This window comes from Streptomyces sp. NPDC054842, assembly GCF_053611025.1.
In genome coordinates this window covers 71,461-97,481 of record NZ_JBSGZN010000003.1, presented here as the reverse complement: position 1 = coordinate 97,481, position 26,021 = coordinate 71,461, and the positions used below count along the sequence as shown (strand labels likewise).

17 protein-coding genes are annotated in these 26,021 nt (G+C 74.0%); 13 read left to right on the top strand and 4 right to left on the bottom strand.

What is annotated here, in order from left to right; genetic code table 11:
• Nucleotides 1-127: 127 nt before the first annotated feature.
• The gene (locus tag ACWGIS_RS03510; protein WP_453360756.1) at nt 128-1,480 is read right to left on the bottom strand and encodes an SWIM zinc finger family protein; all 1,353 of its coding nucleotides are present in this window, start codon (nt 1,478-1,480) and stop codon (nt 128-130) included.
• A 132-nt stretch (nt 1,481-1,612) separates the two neighbouring features.
• Here ACWGIS_RS03510 and ACWGIS_RS03505 point away from each other — a divergent pair, with 132 nt between their 5' ends.
• The 6 genes from ACWGIS_RS03505 (at nt 1,613) to sucD (ending at nt 11,945) form a co-directional block, all read left to right on the top strand.
• Nucleotides 1,613-2,767, top strand: coding sequence for an ATP-binding protein (locus ACWGIS_RS03505; protein ID WP_453360755.1), 1,155 nt, complete (start codon nt 1,613-1,615; stop codon nt 2,765-2,767).
• A gap of 164 nt (nt 2,768-2,931) precedes the next feature.
• Complete coding sequence (locus ACWGIS_RS03500; protein WP_453360896.1) at nt 2,932-5,892, top strand: DUF5682 family protein; 2,961 nt, start codon at nt 2,932-2,934, stop codon at nt 5,890-5,892.
• 11 nt (nt 5,893-5,903) lie between these two features.
• A complete protein-coding gene (locus tag ACWGIS_RS03495) occupies nt 5,904-7,103 on the top strand; it encodes a VWA domain-containing protein (RefSeq protein WP_453360895.1) in 1,200 nt (399 codons plus the stop codon).
• Nucleotides 7,104-7,255: 152 nt separating this feature from the next.
• Nucleotides 7,256-8,911 (top strand): hypothetical protein, encoded by a 1,656-nt coding sequence (locus ACWGIS_RS03490; RefSeq protein WP_453360754.1) that lies wholly within the window; start codon nt 7,256-7,258, stop codon nt 8,909-8,911.
• Nucleotides 8,912-9,860: 949 nt separating this feature from the next.
• Nucleotides 9,861-11,039: an ADP-forming succinate--CoA ligase subunit beta gene (sucC, locus tag ACWGIS_RS03485; protein ID WP_121405576.1), complete on the top strand. Its 1,179-nt coding sequence runs from the start codon at nt 9,861-9,863 to the stop codon at nt 11,037-11,039.
• A 21-nt stretch (nt 11,040-11,060) separates the two neighbouring features.
• Entirely contained in the window at nt 11,061-11,945 is an 885-nt protein-coding gene (gene sucD, locus ACWGIS_RS03480; protein ID WP_121405577.1) for a succinate--CoA ligase subunit alpha, read from the top strand.
• 167 nt (nt 11,946-12,112) lie between these two features.
• On the opposite strand, the gene ACWGIS_RS03475 is transcribed toward sucD, so the two are convergent.
• Entirely contained in the window at nt 12,113-13,636 is a 1,524-nt protein-coding gene (locus tag ACWGIS_RS03475; protein WP_453360753.1) for a helix-turn-helix domain-containing protein, read from the bottom strand.
• Nucleotides 13,637-13,741: 105 nt separating this feature from the next.
• Here ACWGIS_RS03475 and ACWGIS_RS03470 point away from each other — a divergent pair, with 105 nt between their 5' ends.
• Nucleotides 13,742-16,096 carry a cell division protein PerM gene (locus ACWGIS_RS03470; RefSeq protein WP_453360752.1) on the top strand — a complete coding sequence of 785 codons (2,355 nt, stop codon included), beginning with the start codon at nt 13,742-13,744 and terminating at the stop codon, nt 16,094-16,096.
• Between the two features lie 172 nt (nt 16,097-16,268).
• Here the strand turns inward: ACWGIS_RS03470 and ACWGIS_RS03465 are convergent, their stop codons facing one another.
• Nucleotides 16,269-17,123 carry a hypothetical protein gene (locus tag ACWGIS_RS03465; protein ID WP_453360751.1) on the bottom strand — a complete coding sequence of 285 codons (855 nt, stop codon included), beginning with the start codon at nt 17,121-17,123 and terminating at the stop codon, nt 16,269-16,271.
• Nucleotides 17,124-17,585: 462 nt separating this feature from the next.
• On the opposite strand from ACWGIS_RS03465, the gene purN reads away from it, so the two are divergent.
• Together purN and purH are read left to right on the top strand one after the other, a co-directional pair.
• The gene (gene purN / locus ACWGIS_RS03460) at nt 17,586-18,206 is read left to right on the top strand and encodes a phosphoribosylglycinamide formyltransferase (protein ID WP_453360750.1); all 621 of its coding nucleotides are present in this window, start codon (nt 17,586-17,588) and stop codon (nt 18,204-18,206) included.
• A complete protein-coding gene (gene purH, locus ACWGIS_RS03455; protein ID WP_453360749.1) occupies nt 18,203-19,765 on the top strand; it encodes a bifunctional phosphoribosylaminoimidazolecarboxamide formyltransferase/IMP cyclohydrolase in 1,563 nt (520 codons plus the stop codon). Before purN ends, purH begins: the two co-directional genes overlap by 4 nt.
• Nucleotides 19,766-19,895: 130 nt before the next feature.
• Here the strand turns inward: purH and ACWGIS_RS03450 are convergent, their stop codons facing one another.
• Entirely contained in the window at nt 19,896-20,498 is a 603-nt protein-coding gene (locus tag ACWGIS_RS03450) for a hypothetical protein (protein ID WP_453360748.1), read from the bottom strand.
• Between the two features lie 269 nt (nt 20,499-20,767).
• On the opposite strand from ACWGIS_RS03450, the gene ACWGIS_RS03445 reads away from it, so the two are divergent.
• From ACWGIS_RS03445 to ACWGIS_RS03430, 4 genes are all read left to right on the top strand, one after another.
• On the top strand, nt 20,768-21,622 hold the full coding sequence (locus tag ACWGIS_RS03445; RefSeq protein WP_453360747.1) for a bifunctional methylenetetrahydrofolate dehydrogenase/methenyltetrahydrofolate cyclohydrolase: 855 nt from the start codon (nt 20,768-20,770) through the stop codon (nt 21,620-21,622).
• A 193-nt stretch (nt 21,623-21,815) separates the two neighbouring features.
• Nucleotides 21,816-22,274 (top strand): DUF3017 domain-containing protein, encoded by a 459-nt coding sequence (locus ACWGIS_RS03440; RefSeq protein WP_453360894.1) that lies wholly within the window; start codon nt 21,816-21,818, stop codon nt 22,272-22,274.
• 857 nt (nt 22,275-23,131) lie between these two features.
• Entirely contained in the window at nt 23,132-24,337 is a 1,206-nt protein-coding gene (locus ACWGIS_RS03435; RefSeq protein WP_453360746.1) for a DUF2690 domain-containing protein, read from the top strand.
• Between the two features lie 442 nt (nt 24,338-24,779).
• Nucleotides 24,780-25,769: a malate dehydrogenase gene (locus ACWGIS_RS03430; protein WP_355790700.1), complete on the top strand. Its 990-nt coding sequence runs from the start codon at nt 24,780-24,782 to the stop codon at nt 25,767-25,769.
• The last annotated feature ends 252 nt before the right edge of the window (nt 25,770-26,021 follow it).

Genomic DNA, 26,021 nt, shown 5'->3' with positions numbered 1-26,021 from the left:
TCGGTTGTGAGGTGGCCGTCTTTGCGTGGGGTGGTCCGGTGCGGGCGCGTACGGAGGGCGGCTGTACGTGGGTCGGCTGAGAGGCGGCCGTCCTTGCGCGGGGCGGTGCGGCTACGGCGCGGGCGGGTCAGCACAGGGGAACCGCCTCCCCCGAGCCCCCGGGCCAGGCGGTCAGGGGGGTGAAGCCGCGGTGACCGCACTCGCCGAAGACCGTGACGGGAGCCCCGCCGGACAGCGAGACCAGCCGCCACAGCCCCGGCCGCGTCGCGGCGGACGGCGTCAGGGGCAGCGCCAGGTCGCCGTCCGCGTCCGCCAGCTGCCACGAGTCGCCGGCCGGGGTGGGCACGACCCGGTCCAGCGTGACCGGGCAGGAGTCCAGCCAGGGGTCGGACCGCAGCGCCTCGCCGTAACGGGCGGTGGCCTCGGCCGTCGTGATGCCCGGCGGACGTGTCCGTGTCGGGGCCGGGGGTGTGAACTGCTCACCCAGCGCCACCCGTGAGCCGCCGCCCCCCGTGTACGCCGACAGCTCCGCGTCGAAGGCCAGGCCGACCGGCAGAGCCAGTTCCGGAGCGCGGCCGGCCGCCCCGTAGGAGAGGAGCAGGGCGGTACGGCCCGACCCGGCGCCGTACAGCCAGATCCGGCGGGTCGTCAGCGCGCCCTCCGACGTGTCGTACTGGGCGAGGACCAGCCAGTGGTCCCGCTCCGGCGGACCGTCGGCGGAGGCCGGCAGCCCCACCCGGGAGCGGACCGTCGCCGCCAGCCCGTCCGGCAGACCCTCGCGGCCCAGCCAGCCCTTGTCGAGGAGGTGGAGCAGCGCGCACTCCTCCAGCAGCCGCACCGGCCAGCCGGGACCCGACGCCGGGATCGCCCCCAACTCCCGCACACGAGAGGCGAGACCGGGCGCCTGCGCGTCGACCATGCGCGCCGCCGTCTCCTCCCACATCCCGTAACCCGCCTGCTCGGCCTGGGCGAGACCGCCGCGCAGCAGATCCGCCAGCCGCTGCTCCAGCTCCGTCGCCCCCGCGGTGATCCGCTCGGCCCGTCGCTCGGCGCGGCGCCGGGCCGCCTCCGGATCACCGGTGCCCGGGGAACCGGGCGCCCCCTCAGCTCGTTTCTCCTCCGCGCGCTTCCGCCTCCCCTCGAGCCACTGCCGCGCCCAGTCCGGCGCCGGCCCCCGCGGCACCGTGCCGTCCTGGCCCGCCCAGAGCAGCAGCAGGCCGAGCGCGTGCTTGCACGGGAACTTCCGGCTCGGACAACTGCACTTGTACGCGGGCCCGGCGGAGTCCGCCATGTCTATGACCGTCTGATACGGCTTGCTGCCGCTGCCCTTGCACAGCCCCCACACCGCCCCCTCGCCCGAATCGCCCGCCTCCGACCACGGTCCGGCCGACCCGAGCCTGCTCCCCGCCTTGCGTGACGCGGCGTCAGGCGCCAGTGCCAGCACCTGATCCGCAGTCCAGCGCACCCCCTGCTGAGTCATGACACCGAAGGTAGATCCCGCCACTGACAATCCACCTCCGCGACGACGTTTTCGCAGGTCAGAACGCATTGTCAGTGGCGTGGTGCACGGTTGACCCAGATCGAACCGGCCGAGCTGGAGGGGGACCGAGCCATGTCCGTGTCCGTTGACCCGTCATCCCACAATCCGTCCGCGGCGGAGCTCGCGGCACGGCCCGCGGAAGAGGCGGGCGAGGTGCTGCGGCCGCACGCCGAGACCGCCTTCGCCGCCGAACTCGCCGCGCTGGCAGCGCAGGACGACCGGCCCCGGCCGGCCCGCTGGCGGATGTCGCCGTGGGCCGTCGCGACGTATCTGCTGGGCGGCACCCTGCCGGACGGCACGGTCATCACACCCAAGTACGTGGGGCCGCGACGCATCGTCGAGGTGGCCGTCACCACGCTCGCCACCGACCGTGCCCTGCTCCTGCTCGGCGTGCCGGGCACCGCGAAGACATGGGTGTCCGAGCATCTGGCGGCCGCCGTCAGCGGCGACTCGACCCTGCTCGTCCAGGGCACGGCGGGCACGCCCGAAGAGGCCATCCGCTACGGCTGGAACTACGCGCAGCTGCTCGCCCACGGCCCGAGCCGGGACGCGCTGGTGCCGAGCCCCGTCATGCGCGCCATGGCCGAGGGCATGACCGTGCGGGTCGAGGAGCTGACCCGCATCCCCGCCGACGTCCAGGACACACTGATCACGATCCTGTCCGAGAAGACGCTGCCCGTACCGGAGTTGGGGCAGGAGGTGCAGGCGGTCCGCGGCTTCAACCTGATCGCCACGGCCAACGACCGCGACCGCGGGGTGAACGACCTCTCCAGCGCGCTGCGCCGCCGGTTCAACACCGTGGTGCTGCCCCTGCCGGAGAGCGCCGAGGCCGAGGTCGACATCGTGTCGCGCCGCGTGGACCAGATCGGCCGCTCCCTCGACCTGCCTGCCGCGCCCGAGGGCATCGACGAGATCCGCCGTGTCGTCACGGTCTTCCGGGAGCTTCGCGACGGCGTCACGGCCGACGGGCGTACGAAGCTGAAGTCCCCCAGCGGCACCCTGTCCACCGCCGAGGCGATCTCCGTCGTCACCAACGGCCTCGCCCTGGCCGCCCACTTCGGCGACGGTGTCCTGCGCGCGGGCGATGTCGCCGCAGGCATCCTCGGTGCCGTCGTGCGCGACCCGGCGGCGGACCGGGTCATCTGGCAGGAGTACCTGGAAGCGGTCGTGCGGGAGCGGGACGGCTGGAAGGACTTCTACCGGGCCTGCCGGGAGGTGAGCGTGTGAGCGGGTCGCCGGGGGAGGCCGGGCCGGAGGCGGGCGTCGCCGGGGAGCGCGACGCTGCGCCGTCGGGCCTCGGGGAGACGGCGGAGCCGGTGCGCTTCGATGAGGGCGCCAAAATCTCCTCGGAGGGATGGGACGGGGGTCCGTCCCTCCGAGGCCGGGGGCCGTTGCTGCTGGGGGTGCGCCACCACGGGCCCGGGTCGGCGCGGGCGGTGCGGGCCGTGCTGGACGAGGCCCGGCCCCGGGTGGTCCTCATCGAGGGCCCGCCCGAGGCCGATCCGCTGATCCCGCTCGCCGCCGACCCGGGCATGCGGCCGCCCGTCGCCCTGCTCGCCCACGCCGTGGACGAGCCCGGACGCTCGGCGTTCTGGCCGCTCGCCGACTTCTCCCCGGAGTGGGTCGCCATCCGCTGGGCCGTCGAGCACGGCGTTCCGGCCCACTTCATCGACCTGCCGGCGACGCACACGCTGGCGTGGGGGAAGGAGGACGCGGAGCCGGCCGCTGAACCGGGCCAGGCGGGGGCCGGGGCGCACGCGGAGGCCGAGGCCCCGGGCGGGGCGGAGCCCGGCAGCGGGCCCGAGGGCGAGGCGGGGGCCGTGAGCGGGGCCGAGGGGGGTTCCGGGGCGGGGGATCGAGCGGAGGCCGCGGGAGAGACCGAGGGGGCAACGAGGACCGGGGGTGAGGCGGACGCGGGGACCGAGGGTGCATCGGGAAGCGGGGCTGAGGCGGACGCGGGCACCTGTGCCGGGCCGGGGTCCGAGGTGGAGCCCGCGAGTGAAGCCGGGGCCGACGCGGGGACCGAGGTGGCTTCTGAGCCCGGGGCCGAGGCGGGGGACGGTGTCGGGGGTGAGGGCGGAGACGGGGACGAGGCCCTGCGTATCGATCCGCTCGCCGTGCTGGCGGAGACCGCCGGTTACGACGACCCCGAGCGGTGGTGGGAGGACGTGATCGAGCACCGGGGCGGGGGCACCGACGTGTACGCGCCGTTCGCCGTACTGGGTGAGGCGATGACGGCGTTGCGGGAGGAGTACGGGGCCGGCGGGCACGACCGGGACCTGGTGCGGGAGGCGTACATGCGGCTCCAGTTGCGCGCGGCACAGAAGGAGTTCGGGGACGAGGTGGCCGTGGTGTGCGGGGCGTGGCACGTGCCCGCGCTGCGCGAGAAGCACACCGTCGCCGCCGACCGCGCCCTGTTGAAGGGGCTGCCCAAGGTCAAGGCCGACATGACCTGGGTGCCGTGGACGCACCGCCGGCTGTCCCGGGCCAGCGGGTACGGCGCGGGCATCGACTCGCCCGGCTGGTACGGGCACCTCTTCAGCGCGCCGGACCGTCCCGTCGAGCGCTGGATGACGAGGGTGGCCGGACTGCTGCGCGACGAGGACCGGATGGTGTCGTCCGCCCATGTCATCGAGGCGGTGCGGCTGGCGGACACCCTCGCCGCGATGCGCGGCCGTCCGCTGCCCGGTCTGACCGAGACGACCGACGCCGTGCGTGCCGTGATGTGCGAGGGCTCCGACGTGCCGCTGGCGCTCGTGCACGACCGGCTGGTCGTCGGGGACGTCCTGGGGGAGGTGCCGGATTCCGCGCCCGCGGTGCCCCTCCAGCGCGACCTGACCCGGCTTCAGCGCCGGCTCCGGATGAAACCGGAGCCGCTGGAGCGCGAGCTGGAGCTCGACCTGCGCAAGGAGACCGACGCGGGGCGCAGCCGCCTGCTGCACCGGCTGCGGCTCCTGGGCGTCGGATGGGGCGAAACAACCGCCTCGCGCGGCAGTACGGGCACCTTCCGGGAGACCTGGCGGCTGAGGTGGGAGCCGGAGCTGTCCGTGCGGGTCGCCGAGGCCGGGGTGTGGGGTACGACCGTCCTGTCCGCGGCGACGGCCAGAGCCGAGTCGGACGCGGTCGCCGCGAGTTCCCTGGCCGATGTCACGGCACTCGCCGAGCGCTGCCTGCTGGCCGAACTGCCGGACGCGCTCCCTGTAGTGATGCGCGTACTCGCCGACCGTGCCGCTCTCGACGCGGACGTCGGCCATCTGGCGCAGGCGCTGCCCGCGCTGGTCCGTTCGCTGCGGTACGGCGATGTGCGCGGCACCGACACCCGGGCCCTGACCGAGGTGGCGGTGGGTCTCGCCGATCGCGTGTTCGTCGGGTTGCCTCCCGCCTGTGCGGCACTCGACGCCGAGGCGGCTGAGGAGATGCGGCGCCATGTGGACGCCGTTCAGGGGGCCGTGGGTCTGCTGGCGGAGGCGGAGGCCGGGGCGCGGCGGGACGTGGAGCCGGGGGAGACGCGGGGGCGGGAGCGCATCCGGGACCGCTGGCACCGGGTGCTCGGCGTCCTGTCGCGACGGGACACCGTGCCGGGGGTGATCCGGGGGCGTGCCGTGCGGCTGCTGCTGGACGGCGGGGAGTTGGCGCAGGAGGAGGCCGCGCGGCTCATGGGGCTCGTGCTGTCGCCGGGGACGGCACCGGCCGACGCGGCGGCCTGGATCGAGGGGTTCGTCGGTGGCGGCTCGGGCGGCGGAATGTTGCTCGTGCACGACGAGCGTCTGCTCGGGCTGGTGGACGCGTGGCTGACGGGGGTGCCGGCCGAGGCGTTCACCGACGTACTGCCGCTGCTGCGGCGCACGTTCTCGGCGTATGAGACGGGGGTGCGGCGAACACTGGGGGAGTTGGTGCGGCGCGGACCGGGGTCGGGGGCACGTGTCTCCGCCACCTCCTCGGCCGTACCCGGATTCGCGGCCACCCTCGACACCGAGCGCGCGGACGCCGTGCTGCCGGTGTTGCGGCTGCTGTTGGGCTGCGGCGAGCCCGGTGACCCCGGGGAGACCGGCGATCTTCCTGGGGCAAGCAGCGGTGTCCCCGGGCCGGGCAGCTCGGGTGGCTCCGCAGGTATGGGCATGGACACCCGCGCCGGCAACAGCGCGAACGGCGGGAACAGCGCGGACGCCCACGGCAGCACCGGCGCCGGCAACAGTGCGGACGCCGAAGGCAGTACCGGCGCCCGTGACAGTGCGAGGGCCGGCGTCGAAGTGGACGCCGGTGCGAGGGCGGGCGCGGGTGTCGAAGGAGACGCCGGTGTCGGCGGGGGCGCCGGTGACAGTGGCAGCGACAACTTGAGGGGAGTGGCCTGATGGCCGCGGCGATGACGAACCGTGCCGGGTCGGAGGGGCGCCCGGGAGACGCGACGGCTGCCGACGCCGCCGCCGACGAGCGGCTGCGGCGATGGCGACTCGTCCTCGGGGGAGACGCGGCCGACGGGACCGGGCGAACCCTCGCCGGTCAGGACGCGGCGATGGACGACGCGCTCGCCGCGCTGTACGGCAAGGGCGACAAGGCGCCGTCGGGACGGGAGCGGACCGCGGGGCTGGGGGCGTCGGCGCCGTCGGTCGCGCGCTGGCTCGGGGACATCCGGACCTACTTCCCGTCCTCCGTCGTCCAGGTCATGCAGCGAGACGCCATGGACCGGCTCGGGCTGGCCACGCTGCTCCTCGAACCGGAGATGCTGGAGGCGGTCGAGGCCGACGTGCACCTCGTGGGCACGCTGCTCTCCCTGCACAAGGCCATGCCCGAGACGACGAAGGAGACGGCACGGGCCGTCGTGCGCAAGGTCGTCGAGGACCTGGAGAAGCGGCTCGCCACCCGCACCCGGGCGACGCTCACCGGCGCCCTCGACCGCAGTGCGCGGATCAGCAGACCCCGCCATCACGACATCGACTGGAACCGCACCATCGCGGCCAACCTCAAGCACTACCTGCCCGAGTACGGCACGATCGTGCCCGAGCGGCTGATCGGCTACGGGCGCGCCTCGCAGTCCGTGAAGAAGGAAGTCGTGCTCTGCATCGACCAGTCGGGTTCGATGGCGGCGTCCGTCGTGTACGCGTCCGTCTTCGGGGCGGTCCTCGCGTCCATGCGGTCCATCGCCACCCGGCTCGTCGTCTTCGACACGGCCGTCGCCGACCTCACCGACCAGCTCGACGACCCGGTGGACGTCCTGTTCGGCACCCAGTTGGGCGGCGGGACGGACATCAACAGGGCACTGGCGTACTGCCAGTCGCAGATCACCCGCCCGGCGGACACGGTGGTCGTACTGATCAGCGACCTGTACGAGGGCGGCATACGGAACGAGATGCTCAAGCGGGTGGCCGCGATGAAGGCGTCCGGGGTGCAGTTCGTGGCGTTGCTCGCGCTGTCCGACGAAGGAGCGCCCGCGTACGACGGGGAGCACGCCGCGGCGCTGGCGGCGCTCGGGGCGCCGGCGTTCGCGTGTACGCCCGACCTGTTTCCCGAGCTGATGGCGGCGGCGATCGAGAAGCGGCCGCTGCCGATACCGGACAACACGTGAGGAGGGTGGGATACCGGTCATGAGTACCCATCGGTAACAGGGGGCTTGCGCAACCTCCGCAGTCCCGTGCGAGTATCGGCATCTTCTTCGAATTCGGTGGTGTGTGCGCCACGTTCTGCACCGCACCGCCGGATTCTGCCCCGTTCCGCCGCATGGGAGATCTCGCCGTCGTGGCCCTGCCGGTCGCACCGCCCTACACCGGTGCCGCTCTGCGCGTGATGCGCACGGCGGCCGGGCGGCGTGCGCTGCAACTGGGCGTGCTCGTCGGCGGTTTGTCCGCGCTCGGGTTCATCGGCGGGGGACAGGCCCACGCGGCGGACGCGGCCTCGCCGGTGGCACCGGCCGGCGTCGTGCGGTCGGTGCAGGGTCCCTTCCCGCTCACGTCTCCGCGTGACGGGGTCGAGTCGGCGGGCGACGCGGTCGTACGCGCGGTCGGGAACGTGCTGGGGGAGCCGGCCCGGACGCCCGTCACCCCGGTCCACCGCCCGGCCCCGTCGACGGTCCCCGGAGTCCGCGCCGCCGCCCCCGCGACTCCGGCCCGGCACCGTGATGCCGCGACGACCGCGACCAGCAGGCAGAGCACCAACCTCTCCACCCCCGCCGTCACCGTCACCGTCCCGGTCCCGGTAGAGCGGCCGGAGCACCGGACCACCGGTAGCGCCGCCCGCTGGTCGGGCGACCGGCCGACGAACCCCGCGCCGGACGCACCCGCCCTCTCGGCCACCGACCGGACCCGGCGCCCCGCCACGGACGGCGTCCTGCGTCCGGTCACGGAAGGTGTCCTGCGCCCGGTCACGGAGGGTGTCCTGCGCCCGGTCACGGAGGGTGTCCTGCGTCCGGTGACAGACGGCATCCGGCGTTCCACCACGTCCGTCGCAACGCCGCCCGTCCAGACGCCGCCCGCCCAGACGCCGCCCGCCACGGACACGGCGCCGCCCGTAAGTGACGCGACCCAGCCCGCGCCCGACGACGTCCTGCAGCCCGTCACCGATGTCCTTCAGCCGGTCACGGACGCTCTTTCGCCGGCCACCGACCTCCCGCAGCCCGCCACCGGCGCTCTCCAGCCCGCCACCGATGTCCTGCAGCCGGTCACGGCCGCACTCCCGCCGACCGCCGACGTCCTCCAGCCCGTGACCGGGGTGCTCCAGCCCGTGACCGGCGTCCTCCAGCCGGTGACCGGGGTGCTCCAGCCCGTCACCGGAGTCGTGCAGCCCGTCGGTGATCTCGTCGGGGACGTTGTCGGGAACGTCGTCGGAGGGCTCGGGGAGGTTTCCGCGGAGTTGCCGGTGTGGCCCGAGGGGCCGTCCGGGCCTTCGGTGCCCGGGCTGCCGCAACTTCCCGGGCTCCCGGTGCTTCCCGAGACGCCGGAGCTGCCCGGAGTGCCGGGCGCGGACCAGGTCCTTCCGGCCCCCGCCCCCGCGTGCCCGCAGGACTCGGGTGCCGACGCCGCCCGACCGAACCCGGTGGAGCACGCTGATGGCGTGAGCGCAGGTCCGGCGGTCGCGTACGGCCCGAGGGCTGGCACGGCGGGCGCTGGCGCCGCAGGACGCGAAGGACAGGTGAGCCGGCGCTACGCGGATGGCGTACGGACCGTGCCGGTGCCCTCGCACCGGGCGCCCGACGGTGACCCGGCCCACGCGCTCACCAATGGTTCGGCGGCCGACGGCGGCGCCCCCCGCCACGGCGATGCCCACGCCGTCACGTCGGACCTGCGGGCCCCGTGGCGGCTCGTGCCCGGCGCTTCCGAGGCCGGCGTCGTCTCCGGAACCCGGGACAGGCAACGGGAGATCCCCGAGTTCCCCGGCTAGGACAGCCCTCCGTCCCGCGCGGTGACCATCGCGCCGGGAGGGAACCGGTCGGCGCTCGCGAGAGGCGGCGCAGGTCGGCTGACGGTTTCGTCCTCACGCCGGTGACGGTGTCGTGCCCACGACGGCACGACCGCCCCGGCCGCCCGGAAGACACCCGCCACGCCCCTGCGGCACCCGCGGAAACCACGGCATACGCAGCACCCGCGGCATACGCGGCACCTCTGCAGCCGCCGGAACCGCGGCGAGAGGGCGACAGCAGGCACAGCGGCGCGAGCGGCAACAGCAGGAACAGCAGGAACAGCGGCAACGGTGGCGTCCCACGCCCCGAGCCGTCAGCTGCCGCTCAGCCCAGCCGACATGCCCCAGCTGGCCCAATCGTCTCAGCGGTCCCACCGGTCCCAACCGTCACGGACGGTCAGTCAAGCGAGCCGGTCCCCCGTGGGCCGGTCCGTCCCGAAGCACGGCGTCGACGAGCGGCGCGCGTCCGGCGAGCAAGAGCCGGGGCGCGTCCGCCGTACGGCGTCCCACCGACCCCGCGGGGGCGAGAACCCGGACGGCCGAAAGCCGTCGGTCCGTCCACCGAGACCCCCGCGGCCAGGCCCGCACGGTCCCCATTGGGGTGGGGACCGGGCGAGCCGGGCCTCTCGAAGCCGTCGAGGGGCCGGGACCTCCGAAGCCGTCGGAGGCCCTCCCAGGAGCCTCACCGGGCCAACCCCAGCCCGGTGAGGCCCCGTCCGGGGCACAATCTGTGACAGGTATCACCGCTCAGGTGTGATCTGCGATTTAGGGACCCACGGCGAGCGGCGATAACCTGCGGGACGGACATGCCGCGCGCTCGGACACCGTGTGCGCCACCCTTGTGACAGCGGACGTCACGTTGCCCTTCGCGGCACGCCCACGGAGATAGCAGACCGCAGAGCGGCGAGATCACTGATAGGGACGGACGCGCGTGGACCTGTTCGAGTACCAGGCGAGGGACCTCTTCGCCAAGCACGGTGTACCGGTGCTGGCCGGTGAAGTCATCGACACGCCTGAGGCAGCCCGCGAGGCGACCGAGCGTCTTGGCGGCAAGTCCGTCGTCAAGGCCCAGGTGAAGGTGGGAGGCCGTGGCAAGGCCGGTGGCGTGAAGCTGGCCGCCACCCCCGACGAGGCCGTCGCCCGGGCGACGGACATCCTCGGGATGGACATCAAGGGCCACACGGTCCACAAGGTGATGATCGCCGAGACGGCTCCCGAGATCCTGGAGGAGTACTACGTCTCGTACCTCCTCGACCGCACCAACCGCACCTTCCTGGCCATGGCCTCGGTGCAGGGCGGCATGGACATCGAGGAGGTCGCGGAGAAGACCCCCGAGGCCCTCGCGAAGGTCCCGGTCGACTCCAACGAGGGCGTCTCGATCGAGAAGGCCCGCGAGATCGTCGCCCAGGCGAAGTTCCCGGCCGAGGTCGCCGAGAAGGTCGCCGAGGTCCTCGTGACCCTCTGGGACACCTTCGTCGCCGAGGACGCGCTCCTCGTCGAGGTGAACCCCCTCGCCAAGGTCGCCTCGGGCGACATCCTGGCGCTCGACGGCAAGGTGTCCCTGGACGCCAACGCCGAGTTCCGCCAGCCGGAGCACGAGGCGCTCGAGGACAAGGACGCGGCCGACCCGCTCGAGGCCGCGGCCAAGGCCAAGAACCTCAACTACGTGAAGCTCGACGGCGAGGTCGGCATCATCGGCAACGGCGCGGGTCTGGTCATGTCGACCCTCGACGTCGTCGCGTACGCCGGTGAGGCCCACGGCGGCGTGAAGCCCGCCAACTTCCTCGACATCGGCGGCGGCGCCTCCGCGCAGGTCATGGCCAACGGCCTGGAGATCATTCTCGGCGACCCGGACGTCAAGTCCGTGTTCGTCAACGTCTTCGGCGGCATCACCGCGTGCGACGAGGTCGCCAACGGCATCGTCCAGGCGCTGCAGCTCCTCGCCGACAAGGGCGAGGAAGTCACCAAGCCGCTGGTCGTCCGTCTCGACGGCAACAACGCGGAGCTGGGTCGCAAGATCCTGTCGGACGCCAACCACCCGCTGGTCCAGCGTGTGGACACCATGGACGGCGCGGCCGACAAGGCCGCCGAGCTCGCGGCCGCGAAGTAAGGGATAGAGGACCAGACCACCATGGCTATCTTCCTCAACAAGGACAGCAAGGTCATCGTCCAGGGCATGACCGGTGCCACGGGCATGAAGCACACCAAGCTCATGCTGGCCGACGGCACGAACATCGTCGGCGGCGTGAACCCGCGCAAGGCCGGCACCTCCGTCGACATCGACGGCAACGAGATCCCGGTCTTCGGCACGGTCGCCGAGGCGATGGAGAAGACCGGCGCCAACGTGTCCGTCCTCTTCGTGCCGCCGGCGTTCGCGAAGGCCGCCGTCGTCGAGGCGATCGACGCCGAGATCCCCCTCGCGGTCGTCATCACCGAGGGCATCGCGGTGCACGACTCCGCCGCCTTCTGGGCGTACGCGAAGGCCAAGGGCAACAAGACCCGGATCATCGGCCCGAACTGCCCCGGCCTCATCACGCCGGGCCAGTCCAACGCCGGCATCATCCCGGGCGACATCACGAAGCCGGGCCGCATCGGCCTGGTCTCGAAGTCCGGCACGCTGACCTACCAGATGATGTACGAGCTGCGGGACATCGGCTTCTCGTCCGCCGTCGGCATCGGTGGCGACCCGGTCATCGGCACGACGCACATCGACGCGCTCGCCGCGTTCGAGGCCGACCCCGACACCGACCTGATCGTCATGATCGGTGAGATCGGCGGCGACGCCGAGGAGCGCGCGGCCGACTTCATCAAGGCCAACGTGTCGAAGCCGGTCGTCGGTTACGTCGCGGGCTTCACCGCGCCCGAGGGCAAGACCATGGGCCACGCCGGCGCCATCGTCTCCGGCTCCTCCGGCACGGCCGCCGCGAAGAAGGAGGCCCTCGAGGCCGCCGGCGTCAAGGTCGGCAAGACGCCGACCGAGACGGCGAAGCTGGCGCGCGAGATCCTCGCCGGCTGAACTCCGGCCCAGTTCGGCTGAGTCCGGCCTGAACACCGGGTGGGCCCGTACCCCTGTCGGGGTGCGGGCCCACCGGCATGTCCGGCCCCGACGGACGGCCCCGGCCGACGGTCGCGGACGGACGGTCGCGGACGGACGGCGGCCCCGTACGGGCGCTCACGTCGGTGTCATCTGCCCTGCGGGACGAGCCTTCCCGGGCCGTTCTCGGTCTCCGACCTGAGCTTGGTGCGCAGGTCGAGTTCCTCCTGCGAGAGCGTGCCGGGGGCCGCGCGCGGCGGTACCCCGCGCACCGTCTCGCCCGGGGACAGCGGGGGCTCGTAGTGGTCGGGGGCGGTGGCCAGCGTCAGCGTCGTGGTGGTGACGAGGAGCGTGGTGACGGCGATGGCCGCGCGGGTCCAGCTGCGGGCACGGCGCTCGCTGCCGGTGCGCACCGCGACCGGCTTGGCCGCCCGCAGCCGTTCCGAACCGGCCAGCGCGGCGAGGCGGCGGTGCAGTTCCTCGGGCGCCGAGAGCTCCGGCAGGTACGTGGCCATGGCCTCCCGCGCGTGCAGCAGCCGGTTGGCCGTCGCGGGAGTGCTCGCCTCCGTCTCGGCCGCGGTGTCCGGCAGGTCGAGTCCGACGCCGTCGTACAGGAGCAGGGTGCGCCGGTAGACGGGCGGCAGTTTCAGGACGGCGGCGAGGAGAGCACGGTCGGCCGGGTTGGCGGGCGGTGCCTCGGGATGGCGGTGGCGCAGCCGCAGCCGGTGCCAGGGGGAGAGCGCGTACTCGTACGCCGTCGCCCGCACCCACCCGGCCGGGTCCCGGTCGACGGCCACCTCGGGCCAGCGCTGCCAGGCCAGTTGGAAGGCCCGCTCCACGGACTCGCGCGCCAGCTCACGCCGCCCGGTGAGCAGATACGTCTGCCGTACGAGGGCGGGGGCGCAGAACTCGTAGAGCGCGTCGAACGCCTGAGGGGGCGTCAGGGGGCGCTGTGGCGGCCGGGGTTCGGCTTCCTCGCCGGAATCGCCCTCGCCCTCCGTCGGAACGCCCGCCGGATCGGCCGGGTCCAGGCCACTGCCGTCCTCGCCGCTGCCGTCCCCGTTGCCGGCGTCCGGGCCGTCGGCGTCCTGGCCGTCACGGTGCTCGCCGTCAGAGTTCTGGCCGTCGGATCCGTTGCCGTCGGAAGCCTGGCCGTCGGGCTCCCGGCTGCCGGGTCCGTTGCCGTCGGACGCCTCGCTGTCGGATTCCCAGCCGTCGGGTCCCTTGCCGTCAGACGCCTTGCTGTCAGGGCTCCTGCCGTCGGTGTCGGAGTCGGCGTCAGCCTTCGCGTCACCGTCACCGTCCTGTCCGGCCGGCGAAGGTGCGGTGCCGGCCGGACCGGCGCCCTCCGTGGAAGTGGCGGAGTCCGTCGGCGGAAGCGCGTCCTCGTCGGCGCCGGCGGGCACGAGGACGAGCTGAGACCGCTGGACCCGCTCACCGGTGCCGGCGGCCACGGACTCGGGCCCGCGCCCCGCCTCCTGTCCGGCCAGCAGTTTCGCGTACGCCTCCCGCTCGCGGCCGCGCGGCGCCGAGCGCCCGCTCTCCCACGAACGCACGGTGTCGCGGCTCACGCCCAGGCGGACCGCGACCTGTGCCTGGGTCAGGCCGGCCGCCTCGCGCAGGCGTCGGCGCCGCTTGGGGGACGGAAGCGGGGTGGCAGGACTCTGCGTCACCGGGCGCCCCTTCGTACGAAAAAGTACATAAACGTATATTGAGCGACACATCCGGGGTTTGCCTGTTACGGGGATAAAGCGCGTGTCGTTGGCAGCATGGCGTGCGTGACCCATCTGACCGACCGCAGCCCGTCGTTGTCGTACCTGCGCCTCAGGTGGCGCGACCGCTCCCCGGGCCTGGGCACGGGCATGCTGGGCGGCGCCCTCGCGGCGGGGCTCGGCCTCGGCTCGTTCGCCGTGCTCGTGATGGTGCTGTGGATCAGCTCCCCGTACCCGGACAGCGGCCCGAGCGGTGCCCTGCACGTCGTGGCGGCGCTCTGGCTGCTGGCCCACGGTGTCGAACTCGTCCGCACCGAGACCCTCTCCGGCGTCCCCGCCCCCGTCGGTGTGACCCCGCTGCTGCTGGTCGCGCTGCCCGCCTGGCTGCTGTACCGGGCGGCGCGGGACGCCGTGGAGTCCGTGCCGGTCCCCCGTACGGCGTGGGCCGGTGTGGTCGCCGGCTATCTCGCCGTCGGCGGTCCGGCGGCGCTGTACGCGTCGGGCGGGGAACTGCGCCCCTCCTGGGTCTGGACCGTGCTGTGCCTGCCCTTGCTGGCCGCGTCCGCCGCCGGGGCCGGGGTGTGGGCCGCGAACGGCCCACCGGAGGGGCACCTGCCCCCGGCCGTGCGCCGGGGGCTCGGCCGGCTTCCCTCGGGCGTACGCCGTCTCGTCCTCGCGGTCGTCGCGCCCGAGGAACGCAACAGGCTGGCGGCGGTGCTGCGGGCGGCCGGGGCGGGGACGGCGGCCCTGGTCGGCGCCGGTGCGCTGCTCGTCGCGATCTCCCTGCTGTGGCACGGAGGGCCGGCCCGTGCCTCCTTCGTGCAGCTCACGGGGGTGTGGTCGGGGCGCTTCGCGGTCCTGCTGCTGTGCCTCGCCCTCGTGCCGAACGCGGCGGTGTGGGCGGCGGCGTACGGGCTCGGGCCCGGATTCGCGCTGGGCGCGGGTCAGGTGGCGGCGCCGCTGTCCGCCGCGGTGACGGGACCCCCGCTGCCGCCGTTCCCGCTGCTGGCCGCGGTTCCGCAGGCCGCCGGGACACCGCTGGGCTGGCTGGCCGTGGTGGTTCCGGTGGCCGGCGGGGTGACCATGGCGTGGCACGTGGCGAGATCCGCCTCCCGGGACCGGGCGGCGGCCTGGCCCCGGCGGCGCACGATGGGCACCGCGGCGGCCGCCGCCGGGGTGTGCGGGGCCGCTCTCGGGCTGCTCGCCGGGGCCGCGGGCGGACCGCTCGGCGTCGCCGCGCTGTCCCGGTTCGGTCCGGTCTGGTGGCAGGCCGGAGGCGCCGCCGCCGCGTGGACGGCGCTGATCGGGGTCCCGGTGGCACTGATTCTGCGGAGCTGGTGGCTGCGGGAGCCTCGCCCGCACGAGCCGAGGCAGGACGCCACCGAGCCGAAGCAGGACGCCACCGGGCAGAAGCAGGGTGCCACCGAGCTGAAGCAGGCGGTGCCGGCTCCGGCCGCGAAGCCGGGGCACACGTTGAAGCGGAAGCAGCGGAAGCAGGAACCGAAGGACCCGACGACGGGAGCCTCGACCCCGGGCAAGCCGTCGACGCGCGAGCCACTGGTGCCGCCCCCGGCGGTACGGGACCCGGGCGACCCCGGTGCGGAACCAGCGGCCGGGACGGTACGGGACGCGGGCACCCCGGGAACGACGGCGGCGGCGGACCGGTCCTCGGGTCCGGGCGGGGCCGGGACGCCGCAGGACCCCGCTCCACGTAAGCCCGGGGCAGAGGCGACGGCGGCACCGGAGCCGGAGTCGGCGTCGCAGCCGGGCTCCGGGAAGGCGCCGACGGGGACCACCGCACCGTCGGAACCCGCCCCGGAAGCGACCCCGGATACGCACCCCGTCTCAGCCTCGGCCCCGGACCCGCGCCTGGACACGCACCCCGCCTCGGCTCCGACCCCGGACCCCCGCCTGGACACGCACCCTGCCTCGCCCGCGGCCCCGGACCCGCACCCCGCCTCGAAGCGGGCCCCCGACGCGGCGAGCCTGGACCCGGACCTCGCCCTCGACCCGCACCCGAACCCGCACATGGCCCCCGGCGCCGTCGGCCCGAGCCCCGGAACGACGGCCGGCCGGGACGCCTCCGAGCAGGACATGGCCGCCACCGGGGAACCGGAGACGGCCGGAGCGGCTTCCCGGGGGCGCACTCGGAGAACGGGCCTGGCCGCGTCCGGTTCCTGGTTCGGCCGGAGGAAGAAGCGCCCGCGTCGTGAGCGGGACGGCGCTCCGGAGCGGGACACGGCGCGGCAGACGGCCAGGTCGGTGTCCGTACCCGCGGCCGACGATCCCGATCTGGCGCCGTACGACCTGTTGCCGTCCGACGCCCCGGGCTGGCACGACGACGCGTCCCGTGCCTCCCGCTGGGCGGCCCTGAAGGAGGCGGCGGCCTCCACGGACCCACCGTCGCGCCCCGGGGCCTGACGGAACCTGGTCCCTGACCGGACCCTGGGCCCGACCGACCCCGGGTCCTGGCCGAAGCCGGGCATGAGGAGCCCGGGTCCTGACCGAACCCGGATTTCTGACCGGAGCCGGTCCTGACCGACCCCGGGTCCTGACTGACCCCGGTCCGGTCGGGCCCGGGGTCGGTCCGACGTCAGCCCGTGCCGAGGATTCCGCGCAGCTCCTTGGGGAGCAGGTCGTCGCAGGACTGCTTGGCCGTGGTGGTGAGCGCGTCGTTCGTGCAGGTGTAGTAGTCGCTGTAGACGAGCTGGGCGGTGAAGGTGGCGGCGACCATGGCGAGCGCCAGGGACGCGGTGACCAACCCGCTCACCGCGGCGCTCGTCTGCGGCCGGGCGACCGGTTCGGGGGTCCGGGCGCCCGGTTCCGGCGTGCGGGGCTTGGCGCGCACGGAGCTGACGCCCCAGTACATGGCCAGTGCGCCCAGCAGCAGCGCCACGTACGGCCAGCTGAAGAGCGCGAAGAAGAACGCCCACATGCCGGTGAGCAGGGAGTAGCGGGCACGGCGCTGGGCCGGGTCCGCCGGGTCCCAGCGCATACCGCTGCCGGAGCCGCCGGGGCCGCCCTCCCGGTTGTCGCCCTGGCCGCCGTTCGGGCCGCCCGGTCCGGGGGCGCCGGGGCGGTCGCCGAAGCCGCCGCCCTGCGTGGGGCCGGGCTGGCGGTCGCTCCACTGGCTGCCCCAGGGGGAGTGCCCGTTCTCGTCCTGGCCCTCGGCGCCACCCTGGCCGGCGGGCCGGCGGGGCTGCCACGGCTGGTCCGGGGTGCCCTCGGGCGGCGGGGCGAACGGGTTGTGGTCCGCGTCGGACCCCGAAGCGGAATCGGCACCCGAGGAGTCGCGTCCGCCGGAGGAGTCGCGGCCGCCCGAGCCGTCGCGCCCGCCGGTGGACCCGGGCCCGGTGCTGGGGGCGTCCCCGTTCTCCTGCGGCGACATGGGCGAAGGGCGCCGCTCGCGCAGCAGGAGCGGAGGGAGTCGGAGACTGCGGTCCGGCATCAGGTGTGCGTCTTCCCCTAAGTGGTTCTGGCGGGCGGGGTGGCCGCGAGCTGTGCGCTCACGGCGTCCGCCCCGGGTGTTCGAGGCAGGGGCTCGCGCCCCGGCGGTCCGGGTCCGGGACTCTCACCCCGGGCTGTGCGGTGCGGGACTCGCGTCCCGGGCACCCGTGCCCGCGACGCGCGGCCGGGGCCCGGCCCCGACGCGGACGTCCGGGACCCGTGCCCGGGCATGCGTGCCCGTCCGGTCAACGTCCCACGTGTGCGGGGCGTTCCCCGCGTCGAGCGGCGTTCCGGGCGGCGGCCTCACCGCACGCTACCTCCCGGCCGCGCCCCCGTCCCGTGGGGGCCGCCCGGTGTGCCGGTATCGTTGCTGCCGGTCGGCCGCTTCGTAGACTTCCCCGTATCCCGGGGCGCGAAGCATTCGTACGACCGTACAAACGCTTCCCCGAGAAAGGGCCTCGCCGTGGCCAAGGCCAAGCGCCTCGTCGTGCTGGTCTCCGGATCAGGCACGAACCTCCAGGCACTGCTCGACGCCATCGCGGACGAGGGCGCCGAGGCCTACGGAGCCGAGATCGTGGCCGTGGGCGCGGACCGGGACGGCATCGCCGGTCTGGAGCGCGCGCGGCAGGCCGGACTGCCGACCTTCGTGCGGCGGGTCGCGGACTACGGGACCCGCGGGGAGTGGGACGCGGCGCTCGCCGAGGCGACGGCCGGGTACGAGCCGGACCTGGTGGTCTCCGCCGGGTTCATGAAGATCGTCGGCAAGGAGTTCCTGGCCCGGTTCGGCGGACGGTTCGTGAACACGCACCCCGCCCTGCTGCCCAGTTTCCCGGGAGCCCACGGCGTGCGCGACGCGCTCGCGTACGGCGCGAAGGTCACCGGATGCACCGTCCACTTCGTCGACGACGGCGTCGACACCGGCCCGATCATCGCCCAGGGCGTGGTCGAGGTGCGGGACGAGGACGAGGAAGCCGCTCTGCACGAGCGCATCAAGGAAGTCGAGCGCAGGCTGCTCGTCGATGTCGTGGGGCGGCTCGCCCGCCACGGCTATCGCATTGAGGGACGAAAGGTAGTTATCCAGTGACCGCCGACAGCAACAAGCGGCCCCTTCGCCGGGCGCTCGTCAGCGTCTACGACAAGACCGGTCTCGAAGAGCTGGCCCGCGGCCTGCACGAGGCCGGGGTCGAGCTCGTCTCCACCGGCTCCACCGCATCGAAGATCGCCGCCGCCGGCGTCCCGGTCACCAAGGTCGAGGAGCTCACCGGCTTCCCCGAGTGCCTGGACGGCCGCGTGAAGACCCTGCACCCCAAGGTGCACGCGGGCATCCTCGCCGACCTGCGACTGGAGGACCACCGCCGGCAGCTCGCCGAGCTGGGCGTGGAGCCGTTCGACCTCGTCGTCGTCAACCTCTACCCGTTCCGCGAGACCGTCGCCTCGGGCGCCTCGCCCGACGAGTGCGTGGAGCAGATCGACATCGGCGGTCCGTCCATGGTCCGCGCCGCCGCCAAGAACCACCCGTCGGTCGCCGTCGTCACGAGCCCGGCCCGGTACGGCGACGTCCTGGCCGCCGTCAAGGACGGCGGCTTCGACCTCGCCACCCGCAAGCGGCTCGCCGCCGAGGCCTTCCGCCACACGGCCGCGTACGACGTGGCCGTCGCCTCCTGGTTCGCCGACGGGTACGCGCCCGCCGACGACAGCGGCTTCCCCGAGTTCCTCGGCCACACCTACGAGCGCAAGAACACCCTGCGCTACGGCGAGAACCCGCACCAGGGCGCCGCGCTGTACGTCGACGGCACGGGCGGCCTCGCCGAGGCGGAGCAGCTGCACGGCAAGGAGATGTCGTACAACAACTTCACCGACACCGACGCCGCGCGCCGGGCCGCGTACGACCACGACGAGCCCTGCGTCGCGATCATCAAGCACGCCAACCCGTGCGGCATCGCGGTCGGCGCGGACGTCGCCGAGGCGCACCGCAAGGCGCACGCCTGCGACCCGTTGTCCGCGTTCGGCGGTGTCATCGCCGTCAACCGCCCGGTGTCGAAGGAGATGGCCGAGCAGGTCGCGGAGATCTTCACCGAGGTCATCGTGGCGCCCGGCTACGAGGACGGCGCCCTGGAGGCGCTGACCAAGAAGAAGAACATCCGGGTGCTGCGCGCCGACCGCGGGCCGGCCAACCCGGTCGAGGTGAAGCCGATCGACGGCGGCGCGCTGCTCCAGGTCACCGACCGGCTCCAGGCCGACGGCGACGATCCGGCGAACTGGACCCTCGCCACCGGTGAGGCGCTGACCGGCAACGAGCTCGCCGAGCTGGCCTTCGCCTGGAAGGCGTGCCGCGCGGTGAAGTCGAACGCGATCCTGCTCGCCAAGGACGGCGGCTCGGTCGGCGTCGGCATGGGCCAGGTCAACCGCGTGGACTCCGCGAAGCTGGCGGTCGAGCGGGCGGGCGCCGAGCGTGCCCGTGGCTCGTACGCCGCCTCGGACGCGTTCTTCCCGTTCCCCGACGGCCTGGAGATCCTCACCGCGGCCGGCGTCAAGGCGGTCGTGCAGCCGGGCGGTTCGGTCCGTGACGAGCAGGTCGTCGAGGCCGCCGAGAAGGCGGGCGTCACGATGTACTTCACCGGGACGCGCCACTTCTTCCACTGATCCGCGCGCCTCGGCCCGAGGCGGCACCGGGTACGACGGCGGCCTCCGGCTCTCCCCGAACGGGAGTGCCGGAGGCCGCCGTCATGTGCGTGTGCCCCGTACCGCGGACGGTCCCGGTGCCCGCCTGCCGTCAGTACCGCGGGCGGTTGAACCAGGCGGCGCCGTCCTCCTTGCCGACGAAGACCGCGATGAGGATCGCCATCACGGTGTGCGCCAGGCCGATGACGACGAACGGGTAGATGCCGAGGATCGCCGTGAGGATGCCGAAGACGAGGATGGTGACGCGTACGCCGTTGCCGCCGCTGCCGACCTTCACGCCGAGCCAGATGGCGAGGATGCCCCAGGCCAGCACCGCGACGGTGACGCCCCACAGCACGCCGGCCGAGTAGTCGGCGAGCTGCTGGAACTGGACGTCGTCCTTGAGGGACTCGTCGTTCTTCGCGGCAGAGACGGCCACCGCGGACAGCGCGATCAGGATGGCGCCGAGGACCTGGAGGCCGCCGATGACGAAGAGCATGACGCGCGCGGCCTTCACCCCGCCGGGGATCACGGCCGGGCCGCCGGGGTAGCCGCCCGGGTAGCCGCCGCCGTACGGCTGCTGCTGGAGCGGCGGGGCCTGCGGGTAGCCGTAGCCGGGCTGCTGCTGCGGCGCGCCGCCCTGGGGGTAGCCGTAGCCGGGCTGCTGGCCGCCCTGCGGGGGGCCGTAGGGGTTGTTCGGGTCGCCGTAGCTCATGGCGGGTGTTCCTCCGATGCCTGATGCGGGGACTACGCGCGGCACGGTTCGGAGGAGAGTTCTACAGAGCGGTCCGTCCCCCCGGTACTGCCCGCGGCACTGTGCGGCTCATGGTGGTAAAACCCTCGCTCATTTGTCCAGCGGTCATCCATATGTGTTGTGCAAGTGCAACATCCATGATCATGGCGGACTCGCGTGGTAGAGGGCCCTGCGGCGGCAAGAGGAGCCCGGATTGGAACCGGGGCCGGGTCATCCGCGAGGATGGGGTCATGACCGCCCAGATTCTCGATGGCAAGGCCACCGCAGCCGCGATCAAGTCCGATCTGACCGCCCGCGTGGCGGCCCTCAAGGAGAAGGGCGTCACGCCCGGCCTGGGGACCGTCCTGGTCGGCGACGACCCCGGCAGCCAGAAGTACGTCGCGGGCAAGCACCGCGACTGCGCACAGGTGGGCATCGCCTCCATCCAGCGCGAACTGCCCGCCACCGCCACGCAGGAGGAGATCGAGGCGGTCGTCCGCGAGCTGAACGAGGACCCGGCCTGCACCGGCTACATCGTCCAGCTCCCGCTGCCCAGGGGCATCGACGAGAACCGCATCCTGGAGCTGATGGACCCGGACAAGGACGCGGACGGACTGCACCCGATGAACCTCGGGCGGCTGGTCCTCAACGAGCCGGCCCCGCTGCCCTGCACCCCGAACGGCGTCCTCACCCTGCTCCGCAGCCACGGTGTGGAGATCAAGGGCGCCGAGGTCGTCGTCGTCGGCCGCGGCGTGACCATCGGACGCCCGATGCCGCTGCTGCTGACCCGCCGCTCCGAGAACGCCACGGTGACCCAGTGCCACACCGGCACCCGTGACCTCTCCGCCCACCTGAAGCGGGCCGACATCATCGTCGCCGCGGCCGGTTCCGCGCACCTGATCCGGCCCGAGGACGTGAAGCCCGGCGCCGCCGTGCTCGACGTCGGTGTGTCGCGCAGCGCCGAGGGCAAGATCGTGGGCGATGTCCACCCGGGCGTCGCCGAGGTCGCCGGCTGGATCTCCCCGAACCCGGGCGGCGTCGGCCCGATGACCCGTGCGCAGCTGCTCGTCAACGTGGTCGAGGCGGCGGAGCGCAGTGTCGGCTGACGGCAGGCCCGAGGACGCCGCGCCCGCCGAGGGCTCCCCGGCGGGCCCGGACACCACGGCGGACACGGCCGGCACCGGCAGCGCGGATGCGGGCACCGAGGCCACGGCGGCCACGGCCGGCACCGGTACGGCGGATGCGGGCACCGGGACCACGGCGGCCAAGACGGCCACGGCGGTCACGAGCGTCGACGAGGTGATCGGCACGAGCGCGGAGCCGACCGTCCGGGACGCCGTCAGCGCGCCGGACGCGCAGGGCAGGCCGCGCCGCACCACCCGGCGCTTCCCGCTGTTCACGCGGGACACCGCGCGGCCCGAGGGCGGCGGCCGGGCGGCGCCCAGCGACGCTCCCGCGCCCGCCCGCCAGTGGCCGATCCTCGTCGTACTGGCGGGCGTCGGCCTGGGGCTCCTGCTGACCGCGCTGGACGCGTTCCGCGTCGGCACCATCCTGATCGGGGTGGCCCTGCTGGCCGGTGGCGTCCTGCGCTGGGCGGTGCCCGACGTGGGCATGCTCGCGGTGCGCTCCCGCTTCACGGACATGGTCACCTACGGCGTGCTGGGCGTGGCCATCGTGCTGCTGGCGCTGATGGCGCAGCCCGAACCGCTGCTGGAGATCCCGTTCCTGGACGACACCCTGCACTTCACGATCCAGTGAGCAGGAAGTGGCCCGCCTCTCCCCGGAGAGTGCGGGCCACCTGTGTCATCGCCGGAACCGGCGGACGTCTGCGGTCCGGCGCCGAACTCCCCCTCGCGGGCCCCGGTTCCCCCTCCGACGCGATGGCCCGCGGTCGCGCGACCTCGCTCCGCCACGCGGGTCCACGCCGGTGTCGTCAGCCGGAGCGGCGCCGTGGCGTCCGTCGCCGGCCGGGCCGGACCCGCGCCCAGGGGGGCGGGGTGACCGCGGCCCATCCTCTCCCCCGAGTAAGGACGAGCCGCGGCCGGGCGGGTGTTCCGCCCGGGTTCCACACTCACGCACGGTGAGCGGCCTGTTCAACACCCGGCCGTTCGCTGTGGCACGGAAGTGACCATTCCGCCACGGTGTCCGCGCTCCGCAACGGGAACCGCACGCGCCGGGCCCCGGCCGCCCAGCGACGGCCCCACCCCGGTCGCCGGTGTGCGACTCCTGGTGCATCCGGTCGGTTCCGTGACTCAAGTGACCGCGCGGGCGCTCCTCTTGTGCAGGTGTGCGGTCAAGTTCGGGAACCGCCGTGAAGGCGGTCCGCGGCGGGGCTAGCGTGTTCGACCGGAGCGCGGTCCCGGACCCCCTGTGCGAGGGACAGGGGTTCGGTGGCGCGGCACGGCCGCCGGGTACGGGCTCCGGACCGCCGCCAGGCGGCGTGCGACGGTACGGCGACCGCGCCGAAACACTCCCGTGCGCCCCCGTCGCGGGAACTGGGAGCCTCGCCCGGAGCATCCCTGTGGGTAGTCAGCACGGGGACTCGGCGACGGGCGCCTCACGCGGGGAAGGTGCGGCGGAGATCAAGCTCGTACGGGGGGAAAGAGGGGGAGGCAATGCCTCGTTGGAAGGCCCTGCCGGATGAACTCGATCCGCAGGTCAGGGAGTTCGCCGGTCAGCTGCGCAGGCTCGTCGACCGCGGCGGGCTGAGCGTCGCGGCGGTGGCGGACCGCACCGGGTACAGCAAGACGTCCTGGGAGCGGTATCTGAACGGCCGGCTGCTGGCGCCCAAGGGGGCGATCGTCGCGCTGGCGGAGGTGACCGGCACCAGCCCCCTGCACCTGGTCACCATGTGGGAGCTGGCCGAGCGCGCCTGGAGCCGCTCGGAGATGCGCCACGACATGACGATGGAGGCCATCCGGATCTCCCAGGCGCGCGCCGCGCTGGGGGAGTTCGGGCCGCCGCCGGCCACCGGCACGGGCGGCAGACAGGCCCGCAGGGGCGGCAGCGCGACGGCGACACCGGGGATCGCCGGACCGGCCGGGGTGATGCCCACGGTGCCGCCCCAGCCGTCGCCGCGGGACGTGGAGGACGCCTCGCCGGGGTCCGGCGGGGACGGGGCGGGCGGCTCCGGCGGCACGGCGTCCGGAGGGTCCCGGCGCGGCGGGTGGGGGCTCACCGGCCCGCCGTCCCGCCCGTCCGCGACGTCCGCGTCCGGTGCGTCCACGCCGTCCGGGTCCGCGCCGCCGGCGACCGGCACCGGGGACGGGGTGCCGCCGGCCGACACCCGGCCGCCGGACGGCGGTTCACCCGACGGCACCCGGCGCAGGCGGCGGGTCACGACGGCCCTCGCGGGCACCGTCGGCGCGGTCGCGGTGATCGGGGTCGTCGCGGCGGTCGTCCTGCTCGGGGACGGCGGCGGGGACGGGAAGAACGAGGGCGCGCCCAGGACGCCCGCCGGCTCCGCGAGCACCCGCGCCGACCTGCCGGCCGGGGTGAAGTGCGCCGGCGAGGACTGCGCCGGCGAGGACCCGGAGCGCATGGGCTGCGGCGGCGAACTGGCCAGGACCACCACCAGCGTCACCGTCGGTACGACGCTCGTCGAGGTCCGGTACAGCAAGACCTGCGGTGCCGCCTGGGCCCGTGTCACCCAGGCGTCGCCCGGCGACCGGGTCGAGGTGTCCTCGGCGGGGGCGGCGGCGCAGCGGGGCTCGGCCGACGGGGACACGGACGCGTACACCCCGATGGTGGCCGTGCGGGACGCCGGTGACGCGAAGGCGTGCGCGACCCTCAAGTCAGGGCAGAAGGGCTGCACTCGGTAGGCGTGACGGCGTACGCGGGGGCGCGCTCGCTGTCTCCGCGCGCCGGTGTGCGAAAAAACTTCGCCGTAGGGGGGCATGGCCCGCGTCGGCCGGGGCAGGCGGACCGTACCCCCACGGGATCCGGTTGCGTTCGGGAGACAGACCCCCCTTCCCGGCCACCCCGGTACCCCCCTTGGCGGCCGCCGCGTCCCCCTCTCCCGGACGGGCGGCCGCCTCTTTCGTGCCCCGTACGGCGGCTGTGGGACGGGCCACACGAGACCCGGCCGTACGGCGTCGTGGATGCGCGATAGCCTGACCGCGGATCTCTCTTGACGCCGAGAGATCGATCATCTGTACCTCTGATCGATCATCGCGGCGGTCGGCGCCGGCCATCCGGGCGGCGGCGGGGATCCTGCACCCGGGGCAGGGACGCCCCACCGCCAGCTGTCATACGGAGAACGCCATGACCCGCACTCCCGTGAACGTCACCGTCACCGGCGCGGCCGGCCAGATCGGTTACGCACTGCTCTTCCGCATCGCCTCCGGCCAGCTGCTCGGCGCTGACGTTCCGGTCAAGCTGCGCCTGCTGGAGATCACCCCGGCGCTCAAGGCCGCCGAGGGCACGGCGATGGAGCTCGACGACTGCGCCTTCCCGCTCCTCCAGGGCATCGACATCACCGACGACCCGAACGTGGCCTTCGACGGCACCAACGTCGGTCTGCTCGTCGGCGCCCGCCCCCGCACCAAGGGCATGGAGCGCGGTGACCTCCTGGAGGCCAACGGCGGCATCTTCAAGCCGCAGGGCAAGGCCATCAACGACCACGCCGCGGACGACGTCAAGATCCTGGTGGTCGGCAACCCGGCCAACACGAACGCCCTGATCGCCCAGGCCGCCGCCCCGGACGTACCGGCCGAGCGCTTCACCGCGATGACCCGCCTGGACCACAACCGCGCGCTGACGCAGCTCGCGAAGAAGACGGGCACGACGGTCGCCGACATCAAGCGCCTGACCATCTGGGGCAACCACTCCGCCACCCAGTACCCGGACATCTTCCACGCCACGGTCGCCGGCAAGAACGCCGCCGAGACCGTGAACGACGAGAAGTGGCTCGCCGAGGACTTCATCCCGACCGTCGCCAAGCGCGGTGCCGCGATCATCGAGGCCCGCGGCGCGTCCTCCGCCGCCTCCGCCGCCAACGCCGCCATCGACCACGTGTACACGTGGGTCAACGGCACCGCGGACGGCGACTGGACCTCCATGGGCATCCCGTCGGACGGCTCCTACGGCGTCCCGGAGGGCCTGATCTCCTCCTTCCCGGTCACCACGAAGGACGGCTCCTACGAGATCGTCCAGGGCCTGGACATCAACGAGTTCTCGCGCGCCCGGATCGACGCCTCCGTCAAGGAGCTCGAGGAGGAGCGCGAGGCGGTCCGCGGCCTCGGTCTCCTCTAGGTCCAACCCGGCCGACACCGGCTCACACTCCGTCAGCCCTCACCGGACAGCGCTCCGGTGGGGGCTGACGCATGCGTACGGAAAGTACGTATCGAACGTACGTGCTTTGTCGGCATATGGGCGCGGGAAGGGGAGCAACCCTCGCTATCGTCGTGACGGACGGTCCGCCCGGGGTTCACCGGCGGCGGCGCCGGGGGACACATGGCGGGGGTGGTCCCGATGACGGGATCGGAACGGCGGTAGGCGCACAGC